We start from the raw sequence: 14,117 nt of genomic DNA on the forward strand, positions 1-14,117 counted from the left end.
TCCTTGCGCTTCGTCGCGCATGTACTGCTTTCCGTACGACTCTACTGGTGAGCCGGGACCGGTTCGGACGGGAGTTCGGGGGACCTGCCGGCGAGGCGGTCGCGCCAGACGGCGAGGACGCGTTCGTCGGTGGGCTTCGTGGCCAGGGAGACCGCGATGTAGGCGGCCAGGGAGGCGAGCAGGCCGTAGTAGACGGGCTCGTTGGCGAGGATGCCGTAGCCCGCCATCAGGCCGGTCACCGCGAGGCCGCCGACGATCACGGAGGCCAGCGCGCCCTGAACGGTGCCGCGCTTCCACAGCAGGCCGCCGAGGATCGGTACGAGCAGGCCGCCGACGAGGAGGTTGTAGGCGACGGTCAGCGCCTCGACGACGTTGTTCAGCGCGATGGCGGTGCCGATCACGGCGAGGCCCATGATCAGGATGAAGACGCGGTTGCCCTTCACCTCGTCGTGCTCCTCGCCCGTGGAGGCGTCCGCCCGTACCAGGCCCCGCAGCCGGGACCAGATGTCGTTGTTGGCGACGGTCGCGCAGGCGATCAGGGCGCCGGAGGAGGTCGACATCACGGCGGCGAGGGCGGCGGCCAGCACCAGGCCCCGGACGCCGATGGGGAGTTCGTCCTTGACGATGGTGGCGAAGGCGTCGTCCGGGCTGGAGAGCTTGGGGTAGAGCACCTTGGCGGCGGTGCCGATCACCGCGCCGGCGACGGCGTAGACCAGGCAGTAGGTGCCCGCCACCGTGCCGCCCCACTTGGCGGTGCGGTCGTCGCGGGCGGTGAACACGCGCTGCCAGATGTCCTGGCCGATCAGCATGCCGAAGGTGTAGATCAGCACATAGGTGAAGATCGTCTCGCCGCCGATGCCCAGCGGGTCGAAGTACGAGGTCGGCAGCTTCGCCTTCATCTCCGAGAAACCGCCCGCCTTGACCACGGCGATCGGCAGCAGCAGGAGCAGCACGCCGATGGTCTTCACCACGAACTGCACCATGTCGGTGAGCGTGATCGACCACATGCCGCCGAGGGTGGAGTACGCGACGACGATCGAGCCGCCGAGGACGATCGCCAGGGTGCGGTTCATGTCGAACAGCACGTCGAAGATCGTGGCGTAGGCGATGGTCGAGGTGACCGCGAGCATCAGGGTGTACGCCCACATGACCACGCCGGAGATGAGTCCGGCCCGGCCGCCGTAGCGCAGGTCCAGCATCTCGGAGACGGTGTAGACCTTCAGCCGGGCGATGCGGGCCGAGAAGAACACCGACAGGGCGAGCAGGCCGAGGCCGATGGTGAAGACCATCCAGGCGCCGGAGAGGCCGTACTTGTAGCCGAGGCCGACCCCGCCGATGGTGGACGCGCCGCCCAGGACGATGGCGGCCATGGTGCCGGAGTACATGGCCGGGCCCAGTCTGCGGCCGGCCACCAGGAACTCGCTCTTCGACTTGGCGCGGCGCATGCCCCACCAGCCCATGGCCAGCATCCCGACGAGATAGACGACGATCACTGTGTAGTCGACGGCCATGGGGCGGGGCCCTCCTTCGCGCGCTTGTCCGGTGGCGTGTCGTGCGGTGGCGTGGGGGTTTCGACGGCAGCGGATCGCGGGGACATCCGCCCGTACCCGCGGCTGCCGTTCCGCCTAGACACTAGGTGGCCGGAAAGCGACTGCGAAGTGTACGTTTCATCCATACGAACGGGGCAGGCAGGAGGATGTGCACACCATGTCTGAGCCGATCGCGCCGGCCGTCCCACCGACCCCGCCCGTACCGCTCTCGGCGCTGCTGGCCCGCGAGGACCTGGGCCTGCGCCAGATCGCCGGCCCCCCGGCGCCGGACACCGTGATCCACTGGGCGCACACCTCGGAGATGGCCGACCCGTACCCCTATCTGCTGGGCGGCGAGCTGCTGCTGACGGCCGGGGTGCATGTGCCGGAGGCGGCGGGGGCCGGCGCTTACTTCGAGGACTATGTGTCCCGGATCGTCGCCGCGGGCGGCGCGGCCCTCGGCTTCGGGCTGGCCCCGGTGCACGACACGGTGCCCCGCGCGCTGGTCGCCGCCTGTGACACGTACGGGCTCCCCCTGCTGGAGGTGCCGCCCCGGACCACGTTCTCCGGGGTCGCCCGCGCGGTGTGGCAGCTGATGGCGCAGGCCCGCCTGGCCGAGCTGCGCCGCGTCACGGAGGCCCAGCAGAGCCTGGCCGCCGCCGCCTCCCGCCCCGACCCCGTCCCCTCGGTCCTGCGCCAGCTGGCCCAGCGTCTCTCCGCCCACGCCCTCCTCTACGGCCCCGACGGCACGGTGATCGCGAGCGCGGGCCGCGCTCCGGTACCGGGCACGCAGGAGGCGCTGCGGCAGCTGACGGGGGTGGTACGGCCGGACGCCGGCCCCGCGGACACCGCTCGGGACGCCCCCACCTCGGCCACCGACTCACTCGGGGACACCCAGCTCGCCGCCTACGCCCTCGGCGGGAGCAGCGGGTTCGTACTCGGTGTGGCGACCAGGCGGCGCGAACCGGCGGACCACACCATCGCCTCCGTCGCCGCCGTGCTCCTCTCCCTGCTGACCGGTGAGCACCAGAGCGGGGCGGGCGCGGCCCGCTCCTCCGCGCTGGTGCGGCTGCTGCTGGGCTCGGCCCCGGCGGAGGTGGCCGCGCTGCTCGGCGGCGGAGACGACGCCCGGTGGCTCGTGGTGCACGCGCGCCCGGAGAACGGTTCGCCGGACCCCGTGGGCTCGGCCGCCCTCGGCGCGGCGCTCGGCTCACCCCTGATCGACCTGGCCCGTGACGTCGTACGCGTCCTCGTGCCCGCCGGGCGGGAACCGGCCGCGCAGCCCGGCTGGACGCTGGGCGTCGGTGCCCCCGCCGGGCCCGCCGACTGGCCGTCCGCCGACGCGCAGGCCGCCCGCGCGCTGGCCCGGGCCCGCGCCACCCGCGCCCCGCTGGTCCGGCACGGCGCCCGGCCGGGGCTGTCGGAGCTGGTGCCGCGCGCGGACGCGGAGGAGTACGCGCGGGCCCTCCTCGCCCCGCTCGCGGCGGGCCCCGCGCTGACCGAGACCCTGCGCACCTGGCTGTCCCTGCACGGGAGTTGGGACCGCACGGCGGTGGCGCTGGACGTGCACCGCAACACCGTCCGCCAGCGCATCACCCGCTGCGCGGCCCTCCTGGACACGGATCTGGACGATCCGGACGTCCGCATGGAGCTGTGGTTCGCCCTGCGGCGCGGCTAGATCAACAAGGGTCCCCCGGAAGAGGGGCGTCCCGGAGACGGCGGATCGTTCGCTGCCCCACAATGGGGGGCATGCCGATATCCGGGACGCCCAGCCGTGCTCAGCTCGTCGACCATCTGGTGAGAACGCGGATCGCGGGGGACGTGGCCACGCCCCGCGAGAACAACCTCTCCCACTACCGCAGGCTGGCCAACGGCGACCGGCATTTCTGGCTCGGCCTGGAGCTGGGCGAGCGGTGGACCGACGAGCAGGACGTGCTCGCGGTGATGGCCGAGCGGGTCGGGGTCAATGACGACGCCGAGCACCGGTACGGGCAGGACACCATCGACCCGGAGCTGACGGTGGCCGCGCTGGAGCGCCTCGCGCTGCGGCTGCGCAAGGCCGCCGAGGACCGCCAGCGGGTGCTGTTCGCCACCGGTCATCCCGGCGGCCTGCTGGACGTACACCGGGCCACCGCCGCCGCGCTGCGCGCCGCCGGCTGCGAGATCGTCGTCATCCCCGAGCGGCTCCAGACCGACGAGGGGTACGTCATGCAGTTCGCGGACGTGGCCGTCCTGGAGCATGGCGCGACTCTCTGGCACACCCACTCCGGGGAGCCGATGCGCGCCATTCTCACGGGACTTGAGCGCGAGGGCCGCGAGCTGCCGGACCTCGTCGTGGCCGACCACGGCTGGGCCGGATACGCCGCGCAGCACGGTGTCGACGCGGCCGGGTACGCCGACTGCAACGACCCGGCGCTGTTCCTCGCCGAGGCCGAGGGCACCCTCCAGGTGGCGGTGCCGCTCGACGACCACGTGGTCAGCCCCCGCTACTACGACCCGATGACGGCGTATCTGCTGGACCAGGCCGGCCTCGGCTGAGCCTGCCCGGAACGCGAGGTGCGGCCCCCGGAGGGACCGCACGTCGCGCTCAGGTTGCGGTGTTGTCAGCGACCGTGGCCGCCGCCGCCGTGACCGCCACCGCCGTGGCCGCCGCCGTAGCCGCCGCCATGACCGCCGCCGTAGCCGCCGCCGTGACCGTTGCCGTAGCCGCCATGGCCGTAACCGCCGTGGCCGTAGCCACCCCAGTTGTTGTTGTAGTCACCCCAGTTGTTCCAGTTGTTGTGGTGACGGTTGCCGTGACGACCCCAGTCGTCATCGTTCCACCAGCCGCGATCGTTGTACCTGTTGTGGTGACCGTCCCGGTAGTCCCGGTCGTAGGAGCTGTGGTGGCCGTTCTGGGTCGCCGAAGCGGTGCCCGCGGCGCCCACCGCTGCTCCGCCGGCCAGCAGCAGGCCGGTTGCGGACAGGGCGACGAGACGCCTCGCGCGCGTTGATCGCATGAGAAATTACCTTTCATTCCATCGTCTCTCGCGATCCCGATCTGGGTGCGAGGTGGATGGCCGTCACCGCGAAGAGGAAGATTGCGGCACGGTCTTCAGGTGTCACCGCAGTGTGCTGAGCGGCACGATCGTGCTCCGTCGACGCCTTACAGACCACCCGTGCGCATTTACGCCATCAGGTGCTGCGGCTGAGGTCCTGGAATCCGGAATCCTCGTCGCCGGGCATGCCGTGTGCTGCGGCCTTCACTCATGAAGCCTAGTCCCGGATGCGTCGCGCGTCCTGTTGAGCGGTCTACTGAGTGACGGGCCCTCGCAGGCACCATCCGCACGGCCCGGAACCCCTCGCAACCGAGGGCGCCAGAGGCCCCATGTACGGGGTCATCTCCGGCGCCGGACAACGGATTTGATACCTCAGCGGGGTACGCGGACCACGCCCTCCTGGACGACGGAGATGGCGAGATGGCCGTCCCGCGTGTAGATCCGGGCCTGGCCCAGGCCCCGGCCGCCGTGCGCGGACGGTGACTCCTGGTCGTAGAGCAGCCACTCGTCGGCGCGGAAGGGGCGGTGGAACCACATCGCGTGGTCCAGGGAGGCCCCGACCACGTCCCCGACCGCCCAGCCGCCGCGCCCGTGGGCGAGCAGCACCGAGTCGAGCAGGGTCATGTCGGAGACGTAGGTGGCGAGGACGACGTGCAGCAGGGGATCGTCGTCCAGCTTGCCGTTGGCACGGAACCAGACCTGGCTGTGCGGCTCGCGCGGGGTGCCGAACTCCCCGTACGGCGGCTCGTCCACGTACCGCAGGTCGATCGCCTCGCGGGCCTCCAGGAAGCGCTCCACGATCTCGGGGTCGAGGTGGGCGTAGCCGCGCAGGCGCTCCTGGGACGTCGGCAGGGTGGCCGGGTCGGGAGCGGGCGGCATGGGGGCCTGGTGGTCGAGGCCGTCCTCGTACGCCTGGAAGGAGGCGGAGAGGTGGAAGATCGGCTTGCCGTGCTGGACGGCGACCACGCGGCGGGTGGTGAAGGAACGGCCGTCGCGGATGCGGTCGACGCTGTAGACGATCGGCGCGCCGGGGTCGCCGGTGCGCAGGAAGTACGCGTGCAGGGAGTGGGCGGCGCGGTCGGCGGGGACCGTGCGCCCGGCGGCGACCAGCGCCTGCGCGGCGACCTGCCCGCCGAAGACGCGGGGGACGACGGCGGAGCGGGACCGGCCGCGGTAGATGTCCTCCTCGATCCGCTCGAGATCGAGCAGATCGAGGAGGTCCTGAAGTGCCTGGCTCATGTCGTGTAGTTGTACCGGCCAGTTATTGCGGGGGCCTTACAGGCCCATGTCCTTGGCGATGATCGACTTCATGATCTCGCTGGTGCCGCCGTAGATGCGGTTGACCCGGTTGTCCGCGTACAGGCGGGCGATCGGGTACTCGTTCATGTAGCCGTAGCCGCCGTGCAGCTGGAGGCAGCGGTCGATCACGCGGTGGGCGACCTCGGTGCAGAACAGCTTGGCGGAGGCGGCCTCGGCGGGGGTCAGCTCGCCGGCGTCCAGCGCCTCGGTGGCGCGGTCGGCGACGGCCTCGGCGGCGTCCACCTCGGCCTGGCAGGCGGCCAGCTCGAACTTGGTGTTCTGGAAGTGGGAGACCGGCTTGCCGAAGACCGTGCGGTCCTGGACGTAACTCTTGGCGAAGCGGACGGCGGCCTTGGCCTGGGCGTAGGCGCCGAAGGCGATGCCCCAGCGCTCGGAGGCCAGGTTGTGGCCGAGGTAGGAGAAGCCCTTGTTCTCCTCGCCGAGCAGGTCCTCGACGGGGACCTTGACGTCCACGAAGGCGAGTTCGGCGGTGTCGGAGGTGCGCAGGCCGAGCTTGTCCAGCTTGCGGCCGACGGAGTAGCCCTCGGACTTGGTGTCCACGGCGAAGAGGGAGATGCCGAACCGGCGGTCGTCCTCCTTCGGGGCGGAGGTGCGGGCGCAGACGATGACCTTGTCGGCGTGCACACCGCCGGTGATGAAGGTCTTGGCGCCGTTGAGGACGTAGTGCGTGCCGTCCTCGGAGAGCTTGGCGGTGGTCTTCATGCCCGCGAGGTCCGAGCCGGTGCCGGGCTCGGTCATGGCGATGGCCCACATCTCCTCGCCGGTGACGAACTTCGGCAGGAAACGCTTCTTCTGCTCGTCCGTGGCCAGCATCTTGATGTACGGCAGGGCGAGCAGCACGTGCACGCCGGAGCCGCCGAACTGGACACCCGCGCGGGCGGTCTCCTCGTACAGCACCGCCTCGAACTTGTGGCTGTCCATGCCGGCGCCGCCGAACTCCTCGGGCACGTTGATGCCGAAGATGCCCAGCTCGCCGAGCTGGTGGTAGAAGTCGCGCGGAGCCTGACCGGCGGCGAACCACTCGTCGTAGACCGGCACGACCTCGGACTCGATGAAGTCCCGGAGAGTCTCCCGGAACGCCTCGTGATCCTCGTTGAACACCGTACGGCGCACGCCGCCACCTCCACGTACCTCGGCATGACATCGAGCATGTCTAAGCGCTTGCTCAACCGAAGGTACCGGCGAGTACGTTCACCGTCCAGGGTGAGCTTCCCCACCCCGGACGGCTGTCAGTTCCCGGCCTTGCCGTACCGGCGGAAGTCGGCGGTGCCGATCAGCCAGGGTCCGAAGGGGACGGTGTCGCCGAAGATGTACGCGTCCTTGCGGGCGTAACGGCCCTTGCGGGGGTCGGAGTGGGCCTCGATGGTGCCGGTCCGGGGGTCGACGATCAGGTGGTGGGCTATGCCCATGGCGGCAAAGGTGCCCGGCCGCGCGGCACTCCCCTCCACCTCGGTGACGATTTCGGCGGACGCCGGCACATGCGAGGCGTTCACCGCCGGGCCGTCCGTCGAGGGCGGCCTCGGGAACGACCGCCAGGTCCGGGTGGAGCATCCGGCCGAGGGCTGGGTGCTCGATGTGCGGGGATGCGCAGATGTGGTCCGGATGGGTCGCGCGGAGTTGCCCGTCCAGTTGCTCGCGCAGCCGGCGGACGGTACCCGCATGGCGCTTCGGGCGACTTCTCAAGGCCAGCGAAGGCCCCTCCGGTCCGATCTCGACGCGCCACGCGCCCTCGAGCCCCTCGGCGAAGGCACCCAGTTCCTCGGCGAGCACGCGCATCCTGGCGTAGTCCACGGCCGCAACGTACCGGCGGAGCCGTCAGGCGCCCGCCGCCCCGAACGCCCCCCGGGCCATCCGGTGGAGCAGGGTCGCCGTCGTGGCCCGGCCCGGGAGGGTGCCGGAGCGGCCGAGGTGGGGGGTGGAGTTGAGGAGGCCGAAGACGGAGTGGACCGCGGAGCGGGCGGCGGGTTCGGTGAGGGTGGGGTAGACCTCGCGGACGACGCCGACCCAGAGTTCGACGTACTGGCGCTGGAGCTGGCGGACGAGCTTGCGGTCGCTGTCGCGCAGGCGGTCCAGTTCGCGGTCGTGGAGGGTGATCAGGGGGCGGTCGTCCAGGGCGAAGTCGATGTGGCCCTCGATGAGGGAGTCCAGCACCTCGGAGGCCCCGGCCTGACCGTCCGCCTCCGCCAGCCTGCGCCGCGCGCCGGTGAGGAGCTGGCCGCTGATGCCCACCAGCAGCTCCGCGAGCATCGCGTCCTTGCCGGGGAAGTGCCGGTAGAGGCCGGGACCGCTGATGCCGACCGCCGCCCCTATCTCGTCCACGCCCACGCCGTGGAACCCGCGCTCGGCGAAGAGGCGGGCCGCCTCCTTGAGGATCTGCTGGCGCCGGGTCGTGGCGTCGGTTCTGCTGGCCATGCGGGTCATTGTAGACAGCGAGGTTAGCGGTCGTTAACCTGAGGGAAATGCGTTAACGCTCATTAACAAGGTGAGGGGTTCGCAGGATGCACGAGGCACCGGAGCTGACGAGCGCGGCAGACCCCGCGTCGGAGCCCTGGCGGGCCAATGAACAGGCCCATCTCGCCCTGGGCGAGGAGCTGCGCGCCAAGCTGGCGTCCGCGGCCCTCGGCGGCGGTGAGAAGGCGCGCGCCCGGCACACCGCGCGCGGCAAGCTGCTGCCGAGGGACCGGGTGGACGCCCTGCTCGATCCCGGCTCCCCCTTCCTGGAGCTGGCCCCCCTGGCGGCCGACGGGATGTACGACGGGCAGGCCCCGGCCGCCGGAGTCATCGCCGGGATCGGCCGGGTCAGCGGCCGCGAGTGCGTGATCGTCGCCAATGACGCGACCGTCAAGGGCGGCACGTACTACCCGATGACGGTGAAGAAGCACCTGCGCGCCCAGGAGGTGGCCCTCGACAACCGCCTGCCCTGTGTCTACCTGGTGGACTCCGGCGGCGCCTTCCTGCCCATGCAGGACGAGGTCTTCCCCGACCGCGACCACTTCGGCCGCATCTTCTACAACCAGGCCCGCATGTCGGCGGCCGGCATCCCGCAGATCGCGGCCGTCCTCGGCTCCTGCACGGCCGGCGGAGCCTACGTACCGGCGATGAGCGACGAAGCGGTCATCGTCCGCGGCCAGGGCACGATCTTCCTCGGCGGCCCCCCGCTGGTGAAGGCCGCCACCGGCGAGGTCGTCACGGCGGAGGAGCTGGGCGGCGGCGAGGTCCACTCCCGCGTCTCCGGCGTCACCGACCACCTCGCGGAGGACGACGCGCACGCGCTCAGGATCGTGCGGAACATCGTCGCCACCCTCCCCGCCCGCAAGGACGCGCCCTGGGAGGTGACGGCGGCCGTCGAGCCCAAGGTCGACCCCTTCGGGCTGTACGGCGCGGTCCCGGTCGACTCCCGCACCCCCTACGACGTCCGCGAGATCATCGCCCGCGTGGTGGACGGCTCGCGGTTCAGCGAGTTCAAGTCCGAGTTCGGCCAGACCCTGGTCACCGGCTTCGCGCGTATCCACGGCCACCCGGTCGGCATCGTCGCCAACAACGGCATCCTGTTCTCCGAGTCCGCCCAGAAGGGCGCGCACTTCATCGAGCTGTGCGACCAGCGCGGCATCCCCCTGGTCTTCCTCCAGAACATCTCCGGCTTCATGGTCGGCAGGGACTACGAGGCGGGCGGCATCGCCAAGCACGGCGCCAAGATGGTCACCGCCGTCGCCTGCACGCGCGTACCGAAGCTGACGGTGGTCGTCGGCGGCTCGTACGGCGCGGGCAACTACTCGATGTGCGGCCGCGCCTACTCCCCCCGCTTCCTGTGGATGTGGCCCGGCGCCAAGATCTCCGTCATGGGCGGCGAGCAGGCCGCCTCGGTGCTCGCGACCGTCAAGCGGGACCAGATGGAGGCGCGCGGCGAGGAGTGGTCCGCCGACGCGGAGGACGCCTTCAAGGCGCCGATCCGCGCGCAGTACGAGAGCCAGGGCAGCGCCTACTACGCCACCGCCCGGCTCTGGGACGACGGCGTCATCGACCCGCTCCAGACCCGTCAGGTGCTCGGACTCGCCCTGACCGCCTGTGCCAACGCGCCGCTGGGAGAGCCCCGGTTCGGCGTCTTCCGGATGTGAGAGGGAGGGGAATCGTGTTCGACACAGTGCTGGTCGCCAACCGGGGCGAGATCGCCGTACGGGTCATCCGTACGCTCCGCGCGCTCGGCGTGCGCTCGGTGGCGGTCTTCTCCGACGCCGACGCCGACGCGCGGCACGTCCGGGAGGCCGACACGGCCGTCCGGATCGGCCCGGCCCCGGCCGGGGAGAGCTATCTGTCGGTGGAGCGGCTGCTTCAGGCCGCCGCCCGCACCGGCGCCCAGGCGGTCCACCCCGGCTACGGCTTCCTCGCCGAGAACGCCGGCTTCGCGCGCGCCTGCGAGGAGGCGGGGCTCGCCTTCATCGGGCCCCCGGCGGACGCCATCGCCCTGATGGGCGACAAGATCCGGGCCAAGGAGACGGTGCGCGCGGCCGGGGTGCCGGTCGTGCCGGGCTCCAGCGGCAGCGGGCTCACGGATGCCGAACTGGCCGACGCCGCCCGCGAGATCGGGATGCCGGTGCTGCTGAAGCCCTCGGCGGGCGGCGGCGGCAAGGGCATGCGCCTGGTGCGGGAGGAGGGCGCGCTGGCCGAGGAGATCGCGGCCGCCCGCCGCGAGGCCCGCGCCTCCTTCGGCGACGACACCCTGCTGGTCGAGCGGTGGATCGACCGCCCCCGGCACATCGAGATCCAGGTCCTGGCCGACGGCCACGGCAACGTCGTCCACCTCGGCGAGCGCGAGTGCTCCCTCCAGCGGCGGCACCAGAAGGTCATCGAGGAGGCGCCGAGCGTCCTGCTCGACGAGGCGACCCGCGCCGCGATGGGCGAGGCGGCCGTGCAGGCGGCCCGCTCGTGCGGGTACCGGGGCGCGGGCACGGTGGAGTTCATCGTGCCGGGCAAAGACCCGTCCTCGTACTACTTCATGGAGATGAACACCCGCCTCCAGGTCGAGCACCCGGTGACCGAGCTGATCACGGGCCTGGACCTGGTGGAATGGCAGCTCCGAGTCGCCGCCGGTGAGCCGCTGGGCTTCACCCAGGAGGACGTCCGCCTGACCGGGCACGCCGTGGAGGCCCGTATCTGCGCCGAGGACCCGGCCCGCGGCTTCCTCCCCTCGGGCGGCACGGTCCTGCTGCTGGACGAGCCCCAGGGCGACGGGGTCCGCACCGACTCCGGGCTCAGCGAGGGCACCGAGGTCGGCAGCCTGTACGACCCGATGCTGTCCAAGGTGATCGCCTACGGCCCCGACCGCGCGACCGCCCTGCGCAGGCTGCGCGCCGCCCTGGCGGAGACGGTCACGCTGGGCGTCCCGACCAACGCGGGCTTCCTGCGCCGGCTGCTCGCGCATCCCGCGGTGGTGGCGGGCGAGCTGGACACCGGGCTGGTGGAGCGCGCGGTGGACGACCTGATCCCGGACGGGGTTCCGGAGGAGGTCTACGAGGCGGCGGCGGCCGTACGCCTGGAGGAGCTGCGCCCCAGGGGCGACGGCTGGGTGGACCCCTTCTCGGTGCCGGACGGCTGGCGGCTGAGCGGGACCCCGAAGCCGGTGTCGTTCCCGTTGCGTGTGCCCGGCGGGGAGCCTGTGGAGCACGCCTTGCGCGGCACTGACGCCCACGTCACCCCCGACACGGTCAGCGTCACCCTGGACGGCGTCCGGCACACCTTCCGCCGCGCGGCCGACTGGCTCGGCCGGGACGGTGACGCCTGGCAGGTGCGGGACCACGACCCGGTCGCGGCCTCGCTGAGCCGGTCCGCGCACGCGGGCGCCGACTCGCTGACCGCGCCCATGCCGGGCACGGTGACGGTGGTGAAGGTGGCCGTGGGCGACGAGGTCGAGGCCGGGCAGAGCCTGCTGGTGGTGGAGGCGATGAAGATGGAGCACGTGGTCTCCGCCCCGCACGCCGGCACGGTCGCCGAACTCGACGTGACGCCCGGCAGCACGGTCGCCATGGACCAGGTGCTGGCCGTCATCGCGCCGAAGGAGGAGTCGGAATGAGCGCCCTGCCCATGGTCGTCCCCGACCCCGGCCTGCCCACGCGGGTCCGCATCCACGAGGTGGGCGCGCGGGACGGCCTGCAGAACGAGAAGTCGGCCGTACCGACCAAGGTGAAGGCGGAGTTCATCCGCCGGCTGCGCGAGGCGGGCCTGACCACGATCGAGGCGACCAGCTTCGTGCACCCCAAGTGGGTGCCCCAACTGGCGGACGCCGAGGAGCTGTTCCCGCAGCTCTCCGACGTGGACGCCGAGCTGCCGGTGCTGGTGCCCAACCAGCGCGGGCTTGACCGGGCGCTCGCGCTCGGGGCGCGCCGGATCGCGGTGTTCGCCAGCGCCACCGAGTCCTTCGCCAAGGCCAACCTCAACCGCACGGTGGACGAGTCGCTGGCCGTGTTCGAGCCGGTAGTACGGCAGGCCAAGGACGCGGGCGCCCATGTACGCGGCTATGTGTCGATGTGCTTCGGCGACCCGTGGGAGGGCGAGGTACCGCTCCCCCAGGTGGTCCGGGTGTGCGCGGCCCTGAGGGACATGGGCTGCGACGAGCTGAGCCTCGGCGACACCATCGGCGTAGCGACACCCGGCCAGGTCCGCGCCCTGCTCACCCAGCTCAACGAGGCGGGCCTGCCCACGGCAGAACTGGGCGTCCACTTCCACGACACCTACGGCCAGGCGCTCGCCAACACCTACGCGGCGCTCCAGCACGGCGTCACCACCGTAGACGCCTCCGCGGGCGGCCTCGGCGGCTGCCCGTACGCCAAGTCCGCCACCGGCAACCTCGCCACCGAGGACCTGGTCTGGATGCTGCGCGGCCTCGGCATCGAGACCGGCGTCGACCTCGAAGCGCTGACCGCCACCAGCGTCTGGATGGCGGGCCACCTGGGCCGCCCGAGCCCCTCCCGCACCGTCCGCGCCCTCGGCACCACGACACAGCCCGACAAGGACCAGTGATCAGCATGGACCACCGCCTCAGCCCCGAGCTGGAGGAACTCCGCCGCACGGTGGAGGAGTTCGCGCACGACGTCGTGGCGCCGAAGATCGGCGACTTCTACGAGCGGCACGAGTTCCCGTACGAGATCGTCCGCGAGATGGGCCGGATGGGCCTGTTCGGGCTGCCGTTCCCGGAGGAGTACGGCGGGATGGGCGGCGACTATCTGGCGCTGGGCATCGCGCTGGAGGAGCTGGCCCGTGTCGACTCCTCGGTGGCCATCACCCTGGAGGCGGGCGTCTCGCTCGGGGCCATGCCGATCCATCTGTTCGGCACCGAGGAGCAGAAGGCCGAGTGGCTGCCCCGGCTGTGCGCGGGCGAGGTCCTGGGCGCGTTCGGGCTGACCGAGCCGGACGGCGGCTCGGACGCGGGCGCGACCCGTACGACGGCCCGCCTGGACCCGGACACGAACGAATGGGTCATCAACGGCACCAAGTGCTTCATCACCAACTCGGGCACGGACATCACCGGCCTGGTGACGGTCACGGCGGTCACCGGCCGCAAGCCGGACGGCAAGCCGCTGATCTCCTCGATCATCGTCCCCTCGGGCACCCCCGGCTTCACGGTGGCCGCTCCCTACTCCAAGGTCGGCTGGAACGCCTCGGACACCCGCGAGCTGTCCTTCCAGGACGTCCGCGTCCCCGCCGCCAACCTGCTCGGCGAGCAGGGCCGCGGCTACGCCCAGTTCCTCCGCATCCTGGACGAGGGCCGCATCGCCATCGCCGCGCTGGGCACCGGGCTCGCCCAGGGCTGTGTGGACGAGTCGGTGCGCTACGCCAAGGAGCGGCAGGCGTTCGGGCGGCCGATCGGCGCCAACCAGGCCATCCAGTTCAAGCTGGCCGACATGGAGATGAAGGCGCACACCGCCCGCCTCGCCTGGCGCGACGCGGCGGCCCGCCTGGTGGCCGGCGAACCCTTCAAGAAGGAAGCCGCCATCGCCAAGCTCCACTCCTCCACGGTCGCCGTCGACAACGCCCGCGACGCCACCCAGATCCACGGCGGCTACGGCTTCATGAACGAGTACCCGGTCGCCCGCATGTGGCGCGACTCCAAGATCCTGGAAATCGGCGAGGGCACCAGCGAGGTCCAACGCATGCTGATCGCCCGGGAGTTGGGCCTGACCGGCTGACCTCGGCGAACAGCCCGATGGGGGCGGACGCCCCAGCCCTGGACATACAG

General features: G+C 71.7%; 12 protein-coding genes. 6 read left to right on the forward strand and 6 right to left on the reverse strand.

Annotated features, from left to right (window positions below; genetic code table 11):
- Nucleotides 1-41 precede the first annotated feature (41 nt).
- Nucleotides 42-1,511, reverse strand: coding sequence for a sodium:solute symporter (locus ACIGA3_RS04440; protein ID WP_399710408.1), 1,470 nt, complete (start codon nucleotides 1,509-1,511; stop codon nucleotides 42-44).
- A gap of 196 nt (nucleotides 1,512-1,707) precedes the next feature.
- Between ACIGA3_RS04440 and ACIGA3_RS04445 the strand changes: the two genes are divergently transcribed.
- Nucleotides 1,708-3,207, forward strand: coding sequence for a PucR family transcriptional regulator ligand-binding domain-containing protein (locus ACIGA3_RS04445; protein WP_399710410.1), 1,500 nt, complete (start codon nucleotides 1,708-1,710; stop codon nucleotides 3,205-3,207).
- A gap of 71 nt (nucleotides 3,208-3,278) precedes the next feature.
- Entirely contained in the window at nucleotides 3,279-4,067 is a 789-nt protein-coding gene (locus ACIGA3_RS04450) for a phosphatase (RefSeq protein ID WP_399710412.1), read from the forward strand.
- 65 nt (nucleotides 4,068-4,132) lie between these two features.
- Here ACIGA3_RS04450 and ACIGA3_RS04455 read toward each other — a convergent pair whose 3' ends face one another.
- The 5 genes from ACIGA3_RS04455 to ACIGA3_RS04475 form a co-directional block, all read right to left on the reverse strand.
- Nucleotides 4,133-4,528: a hypothetical protein gene (locus ACIGA3_RS04455; protein WP_399710414.1), complete on the reverse strand. Its 396-nt coding sequence runs from the start codon at nucleotides 4,526-4,528 to the stop codon at nucleotides 4,133-4,135.
- A 411-nt stretch (nucleotides 4,529-4,939) separates the two neighbouring features.
- On the reverse strand, nucleotides 4,940-5,806 hold the full coding sequence (gene tesB / locus ACIGA3_RS04460; protein WP_399710416.1) for an acyl-CoA thioesterase II: 867 nt from the start codon (nucleotides 5,804-5,806) through the stop codon (nucleotides 4,940-4,942).
- A gap of 36 nt (nucleotides 5,807-5,842) precedes the next feature.
- A complete protein-coding gene (locus ACIGA3_RS04465; RefSeq protein WP_399710418.1) occupies nucleotides 5,843-7,000 on the reverse strand; it encodes an acyl-CoA dehydrogenase family protein in 1,158 nt (385 codons plus the stop codon).
- A gap of 116 nt (nucleotides 7,001-7,116) precedes the next feature.
- The gene (locus tag ACIGA3_RS04470; protein WP_399710420.1) at nucleotides 7,117-7,380 is read right to left on the reverse strand and encodes a hypothetical protein; all 264 of its coding nucleotides are present in this window, start codon (nucleotides 7,378-7,380) and stop codon (nucleotides 7,117-7,119) included.
- A 322-nt stretch (nucleotides 7,381-7,702) separates the two neighbouring features.
- Nucleotides 7,703-8,299 (reverse strand): TetR/AcrR family transcriptional regulator, encoded by a 597-nt coding sequence (locus ACIGA3_RS04475; protein WP_399710422.1) that lies wholly within the window; start codon nucleotides 8,297-8,299, stop codon nucleotides 7,703-7,705.
- A gap of 86 nt (nucleotides 8,300-8,385) precedes the next feature.
- On the opposite strand from ACIGA3_RS04475, the gene ACIGA3_RS04480 reads away from it, so the two are divergent.
- Genes ACIGA3_RS04480 through ACIGA3_RS04495 form a run of 4 tightly spaced genes read left to right on the forward strand, consistent with a single transcriptional unit; the run spans nucleotide 8,386 to nucleotide 14,067 of the window.
- On the forward strand, nucleotides 8,386-10,002 hold the full coding sequence (locus ACIGA3_RS04480; RefSeq protein WP_399710424.1) for a carboxyl transferase domain-containing protein: 1,617 nt from the start codon (nucleotides 8,386-8,388) through the stop codon (nucleotides 10,000-10,002).
- 14 nt (nucleotides 10,003-10,016) lie between these two features.
- Nucleotides 10,017-11,954 (forward strand): acetyl-CoA carboxylase biotin carboxylase subunit, encoded by a 1,938-nt coding sequence (locus ACIGA3_RS04485; protein ID WP_399710426.1) that lies wholly within the window; start codon nucleotides 10,017-10,019, stop codon nucleotides 11,952-11,954.
- Nucleotides 11,951-12,901, forward strand: a complete 951-nt coding sequence (locus tag ACIGA3_RS04490) for a hydroxymethylglutaryl-CoA lyase (protein WP_399710427.1) — start codon at nucleotides 11,951-11,953, stop codon at nucleotides 12,899-12,901. The genes ACIGA3_RS04485 and ACIGA3_RS04490 overlap by 4 nt, the downstream gene beginning before the upstream one ends.
- Nucleotides 12,902-12,906: 5 nt before the next feature.
- Nucleotides 12,907-14,067 (forward strand): acyl-CoA dehydrogenase family protein, encoded by a 1,161-nt coding sequence (locus ACIGA3_RS04495; RefSeq protein WP_399710429.1) that lies wholly within the window; start codon nucleotides 12,907-12,909, stop codon nucleotides 14,065-14,067.
- Nucleotides 14,068-14,117 lie beyond the last annotated feature (50 nt).

Origin of the sequence: Streptomyces sp. NPDC085596, from assembly GCF_044541565.1 — a bacterium.
In the GTDB taxonomy this organism is placed as follows: Bacteria; Actinomycetota; Actinomycetes; order Streptomycetales; family Streptomycetaceae; genus Streptomyces.